Origin of the sequence: Amycolatopsis sp. WAC 01376, assembly GCF_003947415.1 — a bacterium.
Taxonomy (GTDB): Bacteria; Actinomycetota; Actinomycetes; order Mycobacteriales; family Pseudonocardiaceae; genus Amycolatopsis.
In genome coordinates, this window is the sequence record NZ_QHKL01000002.1 from 1,496,159 (window position 1) to 1,511,455 (window position 15,297).

Consider the following 15,297-nt stretch of genomic DNA (forward strand, 5'->3'; position numbering starts at 1 on the left):
TGCGCCGCGGTCACGATGACCGCGGCGCACTGTCGTTTCGCTGGGAGGCTTGCATGGAGTCCTTTGACGCCGTGATCGTCGGTGGCGGGCACAACGGCCTGGTGGCGGCGGCCTATCTGGCCAGGGCCGGCCGCTCGGTGCTGGTGCTGGAACGCCGGGACGAGGTCGGCGGGGCGGCGGTCTCCTTCCAGGCTTTCCCCGGCGTCGACGTCCGGCTGTCGCGGTACTCGTATCTGGTGAGCCTGCTGCCGCGCAAGATCATCGCGGACCTCGGGCTGGGGCTCGATCTCCGGCGGCGGCGGATGTCGTCGTACACACCCGTCGGCGACGGCGGTCTCCTTGTCGACACGGGCGACGACGGCCGTACGGCGGCGTCGTTCTCCGCGCTCACCGGGTCCACAAAGGACTTCGAAGCGTGGCGGCGGTTCTACGCGATGACGGCCCAGGTCGCGGAACGGACGTTCCCCACCCTGACCGAACCGTTGGTGTCCAGGGAGGAACTGCGCTCGGGCATCGAGCAGGAGGCATGGGACGCGCTGTTCGAACGGCCGATCTCGGAAACGCTCACCGGGATGTTCGGCGACGACACCGTTCGCGGCGTCGTCCTGACCGACGCGCTGATCGGCACTTTCGCCGGAGCCGGTGACTTCCGGCAGAACCTGTGCCTGCTCTACCACGTGATCGGCAACGAGACCGGCGACTGGGACGTGCCGGTGGGCGGGATGGGCGCGGTGACCGGGGCGCTCGCGTCGGCCGCGCGGACGGCGGGTGCGCGGCTGGTGACCGGCGCGGAGGTGCTGTCCATCGATCCCGGCGGATCGGTGCGTTACCGGCTCGGCGACGACGAATTCACCGTGCGCGGCGGGCACGTGCTGTCGAACGTCGCGCCGCGAGTGCTCGCGCGGCTGTTGGGGGAGGAGCCGCCGGAGGCGCCGGAAGGCGCGCAGCTCAAGGTGAACATGGTGCTGTCACGGCTGCCGCGGCTGCGGGATCCGGGCGTCGACCCGCGTGAGGCGTTCGGCGGCACGTTCCATGTCAACGAGGGTTACGAGCAGCTGGCGACTGCCTACGCCGAGGCCGCCGCGGGCCGGATCCCGTCGCTGCCGCCGTGCGAGATCTACTGCCATTCGCTGACCGACCCGTCGATCCTGGGCCAGGCCGAACAGGCCGCCGGGGTGCAGACGCTGACGTTGTTCGGGCTGCACATGCCCGCGCGGCTCTTCGAGGGGCGCAACGACGCCGCGCGCGACAAGGCGCTGCGGGCGACGTTGTCCTCTTTGGACAGTGTGCTGGCCGAGCCGATCGAGGACTGCGTTCTGCGTTCGCCGGACGGCAGGTTGTGCGTCGAGGCGAAGACGCCGCTGGACCTCGAAGCCGAACTGGGGCTGCCCGCGGGACACATCTTCCACCGCGATCTGTCGTGGCCGTACGCCGCCGATGCCGCTCAGGTGGGACTTTGGGGCGTTGAAACGGCGCATGACCGGGTGCTGCTCTGCGGTGCCGGGGCCGTCCGGGGCGGCGGTGTCTCCGGCATCCCCGGGCACAATGCCGCCATGGCGGTGCTTTCCCGGTCCTGAAGTGTCATGAAAGGGTCGTTCAGGACGAAATATGTCCTGAACGACCCTTTCATGACACTCGCTACTGGACCGTGAGGGTGTAGGTCGCCGTGGAGGTCTTGCCCGCCGAGTCCGTCGCGGTGACGGTCACCGGGTACGTGCCGCGCTGGAACGGCGCGACCACCTGCATGGTCGAACTACCGCCGCTCGAGATCGTCTTCGGGTTGAAGAACGGCGCGAACGGCAGCCCTTGTCCGGACGCCGACAACGTGATCGCGCCCGTGCCACCGGTGGCGGAAACCGTGACGTTGCTGAAGAAGCCGGGCTGCGAAGTCCCGCTGGCCGGGCTCAGGCCGACCTTGAGCTCACCGGGCTGGGGCCCGCCGTTGCCGACGGTCAGCGTCAGGTTCGTGGTCGCGGTGTCGGTGGTGCCCTTGCCCGAGATCGTGACGGCGTAGTCCTTTTCGGCCGTCCCGGCGGGAACCTCGATGGTCACCTTCGCCGACTCACCCGAGGTGATGGACGTGGGCTGGAACGTGGCCGTCGCGCCCTCGGGAAGCCCCGAAGCGCTGAGGTCGACCTTCTCCGCGCCGTTCTTGCCGGGCTTGCTGGTCACCGTGGCCGAAACGTACTTGCCCGGCTCGACCTTGAGCGCGGACGGCGTCACCCCGAGCGAGAACGTCTCCGGGTTCTGCGGCTCGCCGATCTGCTGCTTGACCCAGTCGCCCATGTCGTTGTTGAGCCTGCCGTAGACGCTGTACCACTTGAAGTCGCTGCGGCTCCAGGAAGCGACACCGACGATCTTGCCATCCACGATCAGCGGTCCGCCGCTGTCGCCCGGCAGGATGGTGACGTGGCCGTCGTTGTAGCCGCTGCAGATCATCGTGGCGTCTTTGAAGCCCGCGCCGACGCCGTTGCAGTTGCTGCCCTGGACGATCGGCAGGGTGAACTTGTGCAGTTCGACGTTGCGGGTGTCGTCGTTGTGGTCCTTTTTGCCGTAGCCGAGCCCGAGTCCGGACTTGCCCGGCTGGTTCAGACCGGTGTCGGCCGAGGTCGCGACCTTCGCGTATTGCCCACCGGGCACCGGAATGTCGGCGTCGGTGGTGACCACCGCGACGTCGTAACCCTGGTCGAAGTTGACGTACTTCGGGTGCTTCTCATAGCTGACGACGCCGATCCGCGTTCCGCCACCGGCGTTGAGATCGTCCAGCCCGTAGAGGAAGGACTTCTCACCCGCCGCGTCCTTGCAGTGCGCGGCGATCAGGATCTTGCGCGGCGCGACGACCGAACCGGTGCACGTCTGGCCCTGCGGCCGCGTCCCGCCTTCGCGCAGGCCCGCGATGATGAAGGGGTGGTCCTTGACCGAGGCGGGGGTGCCGCCGATGGAGTTCGTGTGCAGTCCACCGGGGACGACCGCCTGATCCGTCGGGGTGACGGCGGGCAGGTTCGCCGCGGCCGCGGGCGCGGGCAGGAGGACCGAGAGGCAACCGAGGGTGGCGGTGGCGATCCCCAGTAGCCGTTGTCTTCTGTTCACGGTGGTTCCTTTCCAGGTGGCTGGAAATCACTTTCCGCATGTGCACCTGGCGGAACAACCGAGGAAGGAGCCCGTAGGGGTACGGAACTAATGCACCGCGTCCCCGGTGAGCAGCTCCAGACTGTGCTCCCCGGTGCGTTCGACGTCGAGGCCCGCCTTCGACAGCACCCGCATCAGCTGTTCCACAGTGGACGGTTCGCTGCGCGACTTCACCAGCTCCGCGGCAAGCCGTCCCTTGTAGGCCTTGTTGAAATGGCTCACCGTGGTCCGGTTGCCCTTCGCGTCCTCGGTCACGACGCGCACCGTCACCGCGTCCGGGCGGAGCTTCGCCAGCGCCGAGTAGGTTCCGGAACGCAGGTCGACGACGAGCCCCTCGATACCCTGGAGCACCGGTTCGAGGACCGGCTTCCACACGCTGCGGACGGTGCCGAGCGACGGCAGCGCGTTCCCGCCGGAAAGCCGGTACGCGGGGATCGGGTCGGTCGCCGCGACCACCCCGAACAGCGCCGAAGCGACGGCGAGACGCTTCTCGGCCTTCGCCAGCGTCGCCTTGGTGAAGGACTTCACGTCGAGCGCGTCGTAGAGGACGCCGGTGTAGCGGCGCAGCGCGGGCATCGTGGGCGAGGTCCACAGCTCGGCGTTGCGGGTGACCTCGTCGGCCTGCCGCGGCGTGATCCCGAGCGCGGCGACACTGGCCGGGACGTCGCCCGCCAGTTCGGCCAGCGCGTCGGCCAGCTTCGCCCGGGTCGGATTCAGCTCCGGGAACGACAGGGCGCCGAGGTCCAGTGGCGCGCCGGTGCCGCCGGCGGCCTTGGTTTCGGAAGGGGGCAGGAGCACGAGCACCACGGAAGCGTAACTAAATGGAGTGCGTCACCCCGAGGCGCGGGCTTAGCCTCGACCGCATGAGCCTGACCTGGCGCCCGCTGACCTTGGACGACATGCCGCGACTGGCCGAGACCTTCGCCGAGGCGGAGCGCGTCGAGCCGATCGAGGAGCACTACAGCGCGGAGGACCTCGCCGAAGAGATCGGTACGCCGACCGTCGACCTGCCGACGGCGTCCACCAGCGCCTGGGACGGCGACACCCTGGTCGCCTACGGTCTGCTCCGGAAACGTGACGCGGCGGATCCGGTGCACATGATGCGGGTCGAGACGCTCGTCCACCCCGCGTACCGCGACGCGGCGATCGCCGCGCACCTCACCGGCTGGTTCGAGGAGGCGGGCAAGAAGCTCCACGCGACGTCCCACCCGGACGTGCCGCTGGAACTCCACGCCGCGGCCAACACCAAGCAGCGTTGGCTCACTGACGTGCTCGTGGACTCCGGGTACGAGCACGCCCGATGGATCGTCGACATGCGGGCCGACCTCGGCTCGGTCCCGCCGGTCAAGCCGCTGCCCGAAGAGTTCCCGCTCGTCACGTACGAGGACAAGTACGAGGCCCTCACCCTGCGGTCTCGCAATGAGACCTTCGCGGACCACTGGGGGAGCACGGAGCAGTCCCCGCAAGCGTGGCGGCATCTGGTCGTCGGCGCGAAGGACTTCCAGCCGGACCTGTCGTTCCTGCTACTGAGCCCGGAGCGGGATCGTGTGATCGCGATGGTGCTGAGTGTCTTCTTCGCCTCCGACGCGGCCGCCACGGGTGTGAAGGACCTGTATGTCAGTCACGTCGCGACCGACGCGGCCCTTCGCGGACGCGGCATCGCCGGCGCGCTGCTCGGGCACACGCTCGTCCAGGCCAAGGCCCAGGGTTTCCAGCGGGCTTCGCTCAACGTCGACCAGGACAACACTCACCGTGCTCTTGGTGTCTACGAGCGCGTCGGATTCGGCGAGTATCAGCGCTGGGCCGCGTACGTGAAGCCCATCCCGACCTGACCGGTTGTCACCCGAAAGGGTGGATTTCGGTACAGTCGATCTTCTCGAAGAGATCGGTGGGGGTGGTAGGGCGTTGCCGGTTTCCGCACGGCTCGGCTGGCACGACCTGCCATCGGCGACGCGTGACGCCGTGGAGCGTGAGCTCGGTTCGGCGGTCCGCCGTTCGTTGTGGCAGACCCCGGAATTCGATGGCGGTGTCGCCGCGAGGCTCGAACTCGACCGCGGTCATCGCTGGGTCTTCCTGAAGGCGATCCCTGCGGACAGTCCACGAGCGGGCGGGTACCGCACGGAGGCCGCCATCGCGCGACGGCTTCCCCCGGAAGCACCCACGCCGAAGCTGCTGTCCTTTGTGGACGGTGACTGGCTGGTGCTCGCGTTCGCCGACTTCGACGGCACCAGGCCGAATCTGCGCCCGGGATCGCCGGACCTCTCCGCTGTCCTGGCCACCTTCGGCACACTCGGCCGCACACTCACGCCGTGCCCGCTGCCCGACGTCCCGGACGCGCTCGACGATCTCGGCCCACTCCTGCGCGGCTGGCACGAACTGGCGAAGGAACCGCCGGACGACCTCGACGGCTGGGCCGTCCGCAACCTCGACAGGCTCGTTCAGCTGGAGACGTCCTGGCATCCCTGGTCGGCAGGGGACACGTTGCTGCACAACGACATCCAGCCCGAGTACCTGGTGCGGACCGGCTCGGGCAGGGTGCTCGTCACCAATTGGCGTTACCCGGCGAGGGGCGCGGGCTGGCTCGATCTGGTCGCGCTCGTCCCGTATCTGCTCGACGCCGGACACGAGCCCGCCGACGTCGACCGCCTGCTCCGGCGGCGCCCCGTGCTCACCGGTGTCCCGGTCTGGGCGGTCACCGCGTTCGGCGTCGCCCTGGCTGGGCACGCCGAACGCGCGAGCCGGCTACCGGAACCGCCCGCGACGACCGGGGTCCGCGCGGCGCAGCGCCGTCTCGCCGCGGCGATGCGCGACTGGCTCGCCTACCGGACGCACTGGCAGTAGCGCCCACCTCACCTGGTGAGGCTCCCTTCGTCGCGTCTGATGCGGTGAAGGGGGAGCCTTCGGCCCCGGCACCGACCACGCCACCTTTGCCTTACCCCTCGATAACCGTCTTGGCCATTCACGAGGTCCGGTACTGGCGATGTCACGTGACTGACCGGACGACACGCGTGATCCGGCGGACGACACGCGTGACTGGATGGACGACACGCCGGCGGCCGGGTTCCGTTACGAGTCGGCCGCCCGATCACGTGTGTCGTCCGTTCAGTCACGCGAAACCGCCATCCGCGCACCGGCAGTACGTACCTAAGACACCCTTGGCTCTAAGAGCCCTGGCCGCTCACGAGGTTCAGCGGCTCCTCGCCGGCGGCGTACCGGCGCAACTGCTCGGCGACCAGCCGCTTCGCGCGCGGGTAGAACGACGCGGACCCGCCCGCGATATGCGGCGTGATGATCACTCCCGGCGCGGTCCACAGTGGATGCCCGGCGGGCAGCGGCTCGGGGTCGACGACGTCCAGCGCGGCACGCAAACGTCCGGAGACGGTCTCGGCCGTGAGCGCCTCGGTGTCGATCGCCGAGCCCCTCCCGACGTTCACCACCAGGGCGCCGTCCGGCAGCGCGGCGAGTTCCGCGGCGCCGAACAAGCCCACCGTCGCGGGTGTTTCGGGCAGGATCAGGACCACGATGTCGGCGGACGGCAGTAGTTCCGCCAGTTCGCCGACGCCGTGCACCTGCTCCGCCGGCCGGGCCGTGCTCGCCACCCTGGTCACGACCGCTTCGGCCGCGAGCAGTTGCCGCTCGATGGCCTGGCCGATCGAGCCGTACCCGACCAGCAGCACCCGGCTGTCGGCCAGCGAGCGCGTGTGTTCGCGCTCCCACGACGCCGTCGCCTGCTGCGTGAACCAGCGCGGCAGGTCCCGCTGCGACGCGTGGATCAGCGCCAGCGCGTGCTCGGCCACGCTGAGGTCGTGCAGACCGCGGCCGTTGGCGAGCCGCACCCCCGCCGGCACCAGCGGGATCAGCTTCTCCACCCCGGCCGACAACGACTGCACGAGCTTCAGCGACGGAAGCCCGGCGATCAGCTTCGCCGGCTCCATGCCGGTGTCGTACGGCAGCACGTACACCTCGACGCCATCGAGGCCTTCGCCCGGCAGCGGGCCCGTACCGTCGTAGAACCGCGCGCTCAGACCTTCGGGCAGCTCGATGTCGGTCCAGGGCAGGATGGCTCGCTCCGTCATGCCGCCATTCTGACCATCGCGGCCCGCCTCAGCCCTCGTGGGTGGCCACGCAGAATTCGTTGCCGACGGGATCGGCCAGCACCGTCCAGGCGAGGCCCGGCATCTCCTTCTTGTCCAGCTTCTTCGCGCCCAGTCCGGTCAGGCGGCCCACCTCCTTCTCCATGTCGTCCGTACCGAAGTCCAGATGGACCCGGTTCTTGCCCGCCCGCGGCTCCGGCACGCGCTGGAACGCGAGCACGGGCCCGTTCTCCACCTTGGGGTGCAGGATCAGGAACTCGCCGTCGTAGTCCTGATCCACCTCCACGCCGAGCGCCTTCGTCCAGAACGCCGCGAGCCCGCGCGGATCCGCGCAGTCGATCGTGATCATGCCCAGCTCGATACCCATGGCGGCAAGCTAGCGGAGACCACCGACAAAACCGGGCGCCCGCGATAACCGGTTGAACCGTCCCTGGGCGGGGTGACTACGCTGCGCAGAACGTCTCAGCACGTAATTCCAGCGAGGAGCCCAGAAGTGATCACCAGGATGTCGTCGTTGTTCCTTCGCACCCTGCGTGAGGATCCGGCGGACGCCGAGGTACCGAGCCACCGGCTCCTGGTACGCGCCGGCTACGTCCGCCGGGTCGCCCCGGGCGGCTACTCCTGGCTGCCGCTGGGCCTGCGGGTGCTGCGCCGCATCGAGAACGTCGTCCGTGAAGAGATGAACGCCATCGGCGCGCAGGAGATCCAGTTCCCCGCGCTGCTGCCGAAGGAGCCTTACGAGGCCACCGGCCGTTGGACCGAGTACGGCGACGCCCTCTTCCGCCTCAAGGACCGCAAGGGCGCCGACTATCTCCTCGGCCCGACGCACGAAGAGCTCTTCGCGCTCACCGTGAAGGGTGAATACAACTCGTACAAGGACTATCCCGTCGTCCTGTACCAAATCCAGACCAAATACCGCGACGAGGCGCGTCCCCGGGCCGGCATCCTCCGCGGCCGCGAGTTCGTCATGAAGGACTCGTACTCCTTCGACCTCGACGACGAAGGCCTGACGAAGTCGTACGAGCTGCACCGCCAGGCGTACACGAAGCTGTTCGACCGTCTCGGCATCGAGTACGTCGTCGTGAAGGCGACCTCCGGCGCGATGGGCGGCTCGGCCTCCGAGGAGTTCCTCGCCGTCGCCGCGACGGGTGAGGACACCTACGTCCGCAGCACCGAATCGGGTTACGCGGCCAACGTCGAAGCGGTCACCACGCCCGCTCCCGAGGCGAAGCCGGTCGAGGGGCTGCCCGAGGCGAAGGTCCACCACACGCCGGACACCCCGACCATCGAGTCGCTCGTCGCGTTCCTGAACAACGCCGGCCTCGGTCGCACCTTCACCGCCGCGGACACACTCAAGAACGTCCTGGTGAAGACCCGCCAGCCGGGTGCGAAGGAGTGGGAGCTGCTGGCCATCGGCCTCCCCGGAGACCGCGAGGTCGACACGAAGCGCCTCGAAGCGTCGCTCGAGCCCGCCGAGTTCGAGCTGCTGACGGAGGCCGACTTCGCCAAGAACCCCTTCCTCGTCAAGGGCTACATCGGCCCGAAGGCGCTGAAGGACAACGGCGTCCGCTACCTGCTCGACCCGCGCGTCGTCGACGGCACCGCCTGGGTCACCGGCGCAGACGAGCGCGATCACCACGTGGTCGACCTGGTCGCGGGCCGCGACTTCACCGGCGACGGCACGATCGAGGCCGCCGAGGTCCGTGAAGGCGACGCGTCGCCCGACGGCAAGGGCACCCTGGTCGCCGCGCGCGGTATCGAGATCGGGCACATCTTCCAGCTCGGCCGCAAGTACGCGGACGCGTTCGAACTCGACGCGCTGGGCCCGGACTCCAAGCCCATTCGCATCACCATGGGCTCGTACGGCGTGGGTGTCTCCCGCCTCGTCGGTGTGCTCGCCGAGCAGAACTACGACGACCTCGGCATCATCTGGCCGCGCGAGGTCTCGCCGTTCGACGTCCACATCGTCATCGCGGGCAAGGACGAGACGGTCACCGCGGGCGCGGAGAAGCTCGCGGCCGAACTGGACGCCGCCGGCGGCGGCGCCGGCCTCGACGACCGCAAGGCCAGCCCCGGTGTGAAGTTCGCGGACGCCGAACTCGTCGGCGTGCCGACCATCCTGGTGGTCGGGCGTGGGCTGGCGAACGGTGTCGTCGAGGTCAAGGACCGCCGCACCGGCGACCGTGAAGAGATCGCCGTGGACGCGGTCGTGGAGCACCTGGTCAAGCTCGTCCGTTCGTAATGGGCTTGTTCGGCAAGAAGCGCGGGGATTCCCCGGGCTACGAGGACAACGCGGCGCTGGACGGGTTCGGGGGCTATCAGCCCTCGGACTCGTCCGGCTACACGCCGCCGGTCCCGGAACTGGCCGCTCCTGTCGAACCGGAGCCGCAGCCCGCGAAGCAGCCGATGTCACGAAGCGGGCGAAGGGCCATGTACGGCTTCTTCGCGACGCTCGGTGTCATCGCGGTCGCGACGCTCGCGAACAACGGCTCGGACCGGTCGTCGAGCAGTTCGCCGACCACCCGGGCCCCCATCGTCTACACGCCTTCACCCCAGGTCGTCGCGCCGCCGGTGACCGACGGCTGGCAGTCGGTCACCGGGAAGGACGGCGTCTACGCCTACGACGTCCCGCCGAACTGGACACCGAAACCCGGCACGATCCACGGCTGGGAGAAGGGCACCCAGGTCCCGGGCATCCGCATGGTCGCCAGTGCCTTCGTCGGCGACGGCTACTGCCCGCAGGACAAGGAGAGCAGGGTCGGCGGCAGCGGCGTGACGAACGTGAAGGTCTCCGAACCGTCCGCCGCGGCGCAGAAAGCGATCGACGACCTCGCCGTCAGCGCCTACAACCCGGAGAACGGTCCGCTGACGGCCAAGATCACCAAGGAACCGGCCCAGCCTGCCGAGTTCACGCTCGGTACCGGCAAGAAGGTCCCCGCGAGCATCGTCCTCGCGGAGGTCGTCACCCCGCCCGGACCTTGTGGCGCGCGGCGCGCCCTGGTCGGCGTGCTCGCACCGGAGCTGGGCGAAGCCTCGGCGGTCCTGGCCGTCTATTCGGGCCAGGACACGCCGGGTGGTGCGGACCGCGAGCAGATCCTGAAGATCCTCAAGACCTACCGGGGTGTCCCGGAGGCCGACCGCAAGACCATCACGCCGCCGCCTTCGACGTTGCGCTGAACTCGCCGGCGAAGCCGAGATGGCGAGGGTCCGAATTCGGCCTGACCGAGTCGGTCGTGGGGCGAGGGCCTGCCCCCGATGTGGCATTGGGGACGGTCAGCGTCCCCAATGCCACATCGGGGGCATCAGACCGCTACCCCTCCGCCAGGGCATGGCGGCTCTCGCTAAGGCCTCTTCTACTGTGAAGCCAGCGAAGAAGTCGTTCGAGGCTGCGGGTTCGCGAGCAGGCGCTGTGGCTTCTTGCCGGAGCGCGCGAGCTTCGCCAGCCGCAGCAGTCCCGTGTTCGGCAGGTACGCCCGGCCGAGCGCGATCCCGATCCGCGGCAGATCCGCCTCGTCGCGGAACGCGAGGTACAGCGGGACGTGGCGCGGCTGGAACTTCGCCTTGAACGCGTGCAGTGAACGGAAGCCGTAGAACGGTTCCATCATCGTGCCGAGCGCGTCGAGCACCCGCTCGACGGCGTGCGCGGGTTCGCCGGAGCTCGCCAGCGGGGCACCGGACAGCGAAACGAACTTCGCGCCTTCCTCACGGAAGGCCAGGCACGACGACGCGATCAGGAACTCCATCGACGGGCGGAATCCGTCGGCGCGTTTGCGCATGACGTCGAGTGTCCAGCCGCCGATCGCGCCCGCGCCGGTGTGCACCGGCAGCCACGACGTCACGCCGTGGACGACGCCGTCCGCGTCGACCGCGAGACCCACGCGGGTCTCCGGGTCCATCGCTTCGTCGACCCCGCCGAGGGTGAAGCCCATTTCCGGCATGCCCTTGTCGCTGATCCACTCCTCGGAGATGGCGCGCACCTGCGAGATCACCGCGCGCGGCTGATCGGCGAGCCGGACGAGCCGGAACTCGATGCCGTCCTTCTTGGCGCGGTTGAGCGCGGTCCGCACGTCCTGCCAGCGCTTTCCGCGGAACTCCAGCGTTTCCAGTTCGATCAGGGTGTCCTCGGCGACCTGGACCTGCTTCCAGCCGAGCTCTTCGGTCTTGGCGGTGGTGTCGCCGGTGGCGGAGAACAGGCACGGCACGAGACCGGTGTTCTCGCACATGGTGATGAACTCGGCGATCGTCCGGTCGGCCGCGCCGTCCGGGGCGATCGGGTCGCCGAGGGCGATGGCGACCCCGGCGTGCCGCCGATAGGCGAGGTAGGACTTGCCGTCCGCGGCCACGAAGTACGAGTTCTGCGGCCAGGTCGTCATCCACGAAAGCGTGCTTCCGCCGTGACGGCTGAGCAGCGTGCGGGCCAGCGCGGGGTTGCCCATCCGGCCGAGACGGCGGCGCTTCCGCCGCGACGGCACCCGGAAGGCGCCTCGCGCGGAGATCAACAGCGCGAATTCGACCGTCCACAGCAGGTTGTCCACGAAGAACAGCGGCGGATCCATCAGGCCGGCGTCCTCGCCGAAGAGTTCCGCCAGCGTGAGCACTCCGCCGTAGACCATCACCTGCAGGATGACGAACGACGTCAGGATCATCGCGCACCACCAGGCGACCTGGCTCCCCTTGCGCAGGCCGTTCATGATCGGCACGACGATCAGGCACAGGATGATGACTTCCCACGTGGACAGCGAAAGCTCTTCGGACGAACCGAAGGGGCCGTTACCCGGCACGAAGGACATCACCAGTTCGGCGACGGCCAGCACCAGCAGCCCGGCCACGACGTAGAACCGCCACTCGCGCAGGCTCGGCCTCCGTTCGCGCGAGGCGTCCTTGGCACCGAGGAACTTGCGCCCGAACGGCAGGGCGAGGACGAGTGCGAAGAAGTGCACGAGGTCGGCGAGTGTGCCGACGAAGATGATCGCGATCCCGGCGTAGACGCACAATCCGGCGCGCAACCGCAGCCGCCACGGCGGGCGCAGGGTGGCGCTGGCGACCGCGACCGCGGCGAGCGCGCCGCCGGAGAACCCGACGTCGAGGCTGCCGGCGACCCGTTCCGCCCATTCCCAGCCGGAGTTACGGCTCAACGCGAGAAACTGCACCGCCACCAGCACACTGACGAACTGGCCGCCGATGGCGACGGCCATCGCCCGCCGCGTGCCGAGCCGCCATTCCGCGAACCCGGCGAACAACGCGAAGCTGAGCACCATCGGCAGGTAGTAAAGCGGGACGACCGCGAACAGCGGTCCGGTCAGCAAGGTCCACCATCGGCCCGCTTCGAGCGACGGCAGCCCATACGCGATGTACGGATACACCGCGCGATCCTCGGCGGCCGACCAGAGCGCGCCCGTGGCCAAGGCGAGCGCGAGCATGGTCACCGTGACGAGGGTGGTGAAAGGCAGCCGGTGCCTCAGCACCGTGGCGATCTTGTGTGTCCGGCCCGGCGCGGCCGTCCCGCTTCCCCCTGTTGGCATGGAGATCAAGGTAAGTGCGGGAGCCCGTCGGCCACATCCGGCAGGGGACCCATATTTCCCTTAGGGGAGTGCTACTCGCGACGGATGCTCTCACCCATCTTGAGGACGACGTCCCTGGCCACCTGGCCGGAGATCTCCTGGTCCGCCAGCACCAGGAGGACGTGGTAGCGCCCGGATCCGGGCAGTGCGTCCAGCGGGAGGGCGATCGCGGTGATCGCGACCGAGGGGGCGGGGCACGGTCCGTCCGGGGCGGGGACGACGGTGGTGGTCACGGCGTTGGCGGTCGTGCCGCCGTCGAGGAGCGGCACCGGCCCGGCCTTGCCGACCTCGGCCTTCGTGGACCGCCCGTACGCCGCTTCGGCCCACCGCAGGGTCGTTTCCTCGGCCGCCTGGGCGATACCGCCGACCTCGCCCTCGTCGATGGTGGTGAACCCCGCCATCGCCCGCGCCGAGAGTTCGGCGGCGGGGCAGAAATCGCGGCGGTACCGGGCGACACCCTGCAGGGTGACGAGGTCACCTGCCGGTGTCTCGTATCCGACGGCGACGTCGGGCTCTTCGATCTTCCAGTCCGGCGGGACGTCGTAGACGAGCGGGTGATCGTCGGACTGCACGGGCTGCCAGCCCGCGATCACCGGCTTGATCCGGGTCGGCCCCACCGGATCGGGCAGGACGAGATCGTGGGCGGACGGCGGCGGCGTCGCGGTCTTGGCCTGGTAGGTGGCCGTGGTGCCGACGGCGATGACGACGGCAAGGCCGAGAACGCCCAGCACCGGCCTGAGGCGGAAGCGGCGGCGCGGCGGAGCGCTGTCCCGGATGACCGGAAGCGGCGCCGTCCGTTCGGCCTCGGTTTCGGCTTCGAGTGGCTGCCCGGTGAGCGGATCGACGAACCACGGCCGAGGTTCGTCGATGGGCCCACCGGGGCCGGTCATTGCTGCGGCCTCAAACTCGCGAGGATCATTTGCGCGTCCGCTTCGGACAAGGCGTCCGGCGTGCCCTGATCGAGGACCATCACGAAGCAGACGGTCTGCTCACCGATCTTGAAGGCCGCCGACGTGACCTTCACGCTCGGCGCCCGGCAGCCTTCGCCTTCGCTCGGGGTGAACGAGGCGGAGGAACTGAGTGCCTGGATCGTGCCGCCGGCGATGGGGATCTGCTTGATTTCGGGGAGCGGCACGTCGGCCTTGCCGGTGGCGGACTGGATCCAGAGCCGGACCGCGCCTCTGGCGGCGTTTTCGACGGGGATCTGATCCGCGGTGGCGAAGCCGACCATTCCCCGGTTCGAACCGCTGACGTCGGGGCAGGCGCCGAGCTTGTACCGCGTCGCCTCGTGGATCACCATCTTGAACTCGCGCTCGGTGTTCCCGGTGACGTATCCCGGCTTGGTCTCCCAGCCCGTGGGTGGCAGGTCGTACGCCGTCTTGTCCTGTCTGGAGACGATTCCTTGCCAGCCCAACGTCTTGGACGGGACCTTGTTGTCCTCCGGGGCGCCGCCGCTCTGGGATGTCGACGGCGGGTTCGACGCGGACGCGGCCGCGGGTGGTGGAGTGGGCTCTGGCCGCGGATCGTCACCCTCACGCAGGACGAAGAACAGCGTGGCGCCGACGGCGATGACCAGGACGAGCGCGCCAAGGCCGATCCACAGGCCTTTCTTGCCCTTCTTCGGCGGTTCCGGGGAGAAACCCTGGTAGGCCTGCTGCGGGAACTGCTGGAAACCCTGCTGCTGATAACCCTGATACTGCTGCTGGGGATCCTGGGCGTACTGGGGCGGGTACCCATGCTGTGGGGGCTGCCGCTGATCGGGCTGCTGTGGTTGCTCCGGCCAGCCGTTGCCGCCTGGGTATGCCATGGACCGAGTTTAGTCGGCGTCCCCGAGCACGGCCGCACGCACCGCTGGCAGGTCGGACAGGTTTTCGAGCACGGTGTGCGCGCCCGCGTCGGCCAGTTCCCCGGCGCTGAACTGCCCGGTCGCCACTGCCACCGCGACGGCGCCGTTGTCGAGCGCGGCCCGCACGTCGTCCGGGGTGTCGCCGATGACGACGACCGACGCCGGCGCGAACTCGGTGCCGTGTTTCGCCGAAGCGTGGCCGACGGCGGCGGGCACCAGATCGGGCCGGTGTGCCGAGAGCGAGCCGTAGCCACCGATCTCGAAGTCCACGTGTTCGTGCAGGTCGAACGCGGTCAGCTTGTGCACGGAGATCTCCGGCAGGTTCCCGGTGACCAGTGTCTGGACGATGCCGCCGTGCGTGGCGAAGGCGTTCAGCGCGTCTTTGGCGCCCGGAAGCGCCCGGCCGCTGGAGGACAGCGTCGGGGCGTGGCTTTCGGAGACCGCGATCAGCGCGAGCCAGAGCTTGCGCACGTTCTCCTCGGTGGGCTCGACGCCGTGCGAGGTCAGGATGTCCGCGCTGATGGCGCGTTCGGTGCGGCCGCCGAAGTTCGGCAGCGCCCGCAGTTCGACGCCCGCGACCTCGGCGAGCGCGGTCGTGTACCAGGCGGCGCCGACGCCGCGCAGGTCCACGAGGGTCTGGTCGATGTCCCACAGCACGAGCCGGTGC

At 69.3% G+C, this 15,297-nt stretch carries 13 protein-coding genes; 5 read left to right on the forward strand and 8 right to left on the reverse strand.

Features of this window, described 5'->3' with window-relative positions:
* Window positions 1-53: 53 nt before the first annotated feature.
* Window positions 54-1,577, forward strand: a complete 1,524-nt coding sequence (locus DMH03_RS16355) for an NAD(P)/FAD-dependent oxidoreductase (protein WP_125792787.1) — start codon at window positions 54-56, stop codon at window positions 1,575-1,577.
* A gap of 61 nt (window positions 1,578-1,638) precedes the next feature.
* Here the strand turns inward: DMH03_RS16355 and DMH03_RS16360 are convergent, their stop codons facing one another.
* Together DMH03_RS16360 and yaaA are read right to left on the reverse strand one after the other, a co-directional pair.
* Complete coding sequence (locus DMH03_RS16360) at window positions 1,639-3,090, reverse strand: trypsin-like serine protease (RefSeq protein ID WP_125792788.1); 1,452 nt, start codon at window positions 3,088-3,090, stop codon at window positions 1,639-1,641.
* Window positions 3,091-3,177: 87 nt separating this feature from the next.
* Window positions 3,178-3,933, reverse strand: a complete 756-nt coding sequence (yaaA, locus tag DMH03_RS16365; protein ID WP_125792789.1) for a peroxide stress protein YaaA — start codon at window positions 3,931-3,933, stop codon at window positions 3,178-3,180.
* A 59-nt stretch (window positions 3,934-3,992) separates the two neighbouring features.
* Between yaaA and DMH03_RS16370 the strand changes: the two genes are divergently transcribed.
* Both DMH03_RS16370 and DMH03_RS16375 read left to right on the forward strand, forming a co-directional pair.
* Window positions 3,993-4,961, forward strand: coding sequence for a GNAT family N-acetyltransferase (locus DMH03_RS16370; protein ID WP_125792790.1), 969 nt, complete (start codon window positions 3,993-3,995; stop codon window positions 4,959-4,961).
* A gap of 73 nt (window positions 4,962-5,034) precedes the next feature.
* Window positions 5,035-5,970: an aminoglycoside phosphotransferase gene (locus DMH03_RS16375; RefSeq protein WP_125792791.1), complete on the forward strand. Its 936-nt coding sequence runs from the start codon at window positions 5,035-5,037 to the stop codon at window positions 5,968-5,970.
* A 320-nt stretch (window positions 5,971-6,290) separates the two neighbouring features.
* On the opposite strand, the gene DMH03_RS16380 is transcribed toward DMH03_RS16375, so the two are convergent.
* The gene (locus DMH03_RS16380; RefSeq protein WP_125792792.1) at window positions 6,291-7,205 is read right to left on the reverse strand and encodes a 2-hydroxyacid dehydrogenase; all 915 of its coding nucleotides are present in this window, start codon (window positions 7,203-7,205) and stop codon (window positions 6,291-6,293) included.
* Window positions 7,206-7,233: 28 nt separating this feature from the next.
* Entirely contained in the window at window positions 7,234-7,590 is a 357-nt protein-coding gene (locus DMH03_RS16385; protein ID WP_125792793.1) for a VOC family protein, read from the reverse strand.
* Between the two features lie 126 nt (window positions 7,591-7,716).
* Here DMH03_RS16385 and DMH03_RS16390 point away from each other — a divergent pair, with 126 nt between their 5' ends.
* Together DMH03_RS16390 and DMH03_RS16395 are read left to right on the forward strand one after the other, a co-directional pair.
* Window positions 7,717-9,465, forward strand: a complete 1,749-nt coding sequence (locus DMH03_RS16390) for a proline--tRNA ligase (protein ID WP_125792794.1) — start codon at window positions 7,717-7,719, stop codon at window positions 9,463-9,465.
* Window positions 9,465-10,400: a hypothetical protein gene (locus tag DMH03_RS16395; RefSeq protein ID WP_125792795.1), complete on the forward strand. Its 936-nt coding sequence runs from the start codon at window positions 9,465-9,467 to the stop codon at window positions 10,398-10,400. Before DMH03_RS16390 ends, DMH03_RS16395 begins: the two co-directional genes overlap by 1 nt.
* A gap of 176 nt (window positions 10,401-10,576) precedes the next feature.
* On the opposite strand, the gene DMH03_RS16400 is transcribed toward DMH03_RS16395, so the two are convergent.
* The 4 genes from DMH03_RS16400 to DMH03_RS16415 all read right to left on the reverse strand — a co-directional run bounded on the left by DMH03_RS16400 (window position 10,577) and on the right by DMH03_RS16415 (window position 15,287).
* A complete protein-coding gene (locus DMH03_RS16400; protein ID WP_125792796.1) occupies window positions 10,577-12,745 on the reverse strand; it encodes a bifunctional lysylphosphatidylglycerol flippase/synthetase MprF in 2,169 nt (722 codons plus the stop codon).
* Window positions 12,746-12,816: 71 nt separating this feature from the next.
* Window positions 12,817-13,674, reverse strand: coding sequence for a hypothetical protein (locus tag DMH03_RS16405; RefSeq protein ID WP_125792797.1), 858 nt, complete (start codon window positions 13,672-13,674; stop codon window positions 12,817-12,819).
* The gene (locus tag DMH03_RS16410; protein WP_125792798.1) at window positions 13,671-14,591 is read right to left on the reverse strand and encodes a hypothetical protein; all 921 of its coding nucleotides are present in this window, start codon (window positions 14,589-14,591) and stop codon (window positions 13,671-13,673) included. The genes DMH03_RS16405 and DMH03_RS16410 overlap by 4 nt, the downstream gene beginning before the upstream one ends.
* A 9-nt stretch (window positions 14,592-14,600) precedes the next feature.
* Window positions 14,601-15,287 carry an HAD hydrolase-like protein gene (locus DMH03_RS16415; protein ID WP_125792970.1) on the reverse strand — a complete coding sequence of 229 codons (687 nt, stop codon included), beginning with the start codon at window positions 15,285-15,287 and terminating at the stop codon, window positions 14,601-14,603.
* Between the last annotated feature and the right edge of the window lie 10 nt (window positions 15,288-15,297).

Excerpts from the sequence above, each read along its gene's own strand:
- DMH03_RS16410 (WP_125792798.1), bottom strand. The coding sequence starts at position 14,591 with ATGGCATACCCAGGCGGCAACGGCTGGCCGGAGCAACCACAGCAGCCC.
- DMH03_RS16355 (WP_125792787.1), top strand. The coding sequence starts at position 54 with ATGGAGTCCTTTGACGCCGTGATCGTCGGTGGCGGGCACAACGGCCTG.
- DMH03_RS16400 (WP_125792796.1), bottom strand. The coding sequence starts at position 12,745 with ATGCCAACAGGGGGAAGCGGGACGGCCGCGCCGGGCCGGACACACAAG.
- DMH03_RS16395 (WP_125792795.1), top strand. The coding sequence starts at position 9,465 with ATGGGCTTGTTCGGCAAGAAGCGCGGGGATTCCCCGGGCTACGAGGAC.
- DMH03_RS16370 (WP_125792790.1), top strand. The coding sequence starts at position 3,993 with ATGAGCCTGACCTGGCGCCCGCTGACCTTGGACGACATGCCGCGACTG.
- DMH03_RS16385 (WP_125792793.1), bottom strand. The coding sequence starts at position 7,590 with ATGGGTATCGAGCTGGGCATGATCACGATCGACTGCGCGGATCCGCGC.
- DMH03_RS16380 (WP_125792792.1), bottom strand. The coding sequence starts at position 7,205 with ATGACGGAGCGAGCCATCCTGCCCTGGACCGACATCGAGCTGCCCGAA.
- DMH03_RS16405 (WP_125792797.1), bottom strand. The coding sequence starts at position 13,674 with ATGACCGGCCCCGGTGGGCCCATCGACGAACCTCGGCCGTGGTTCGTC.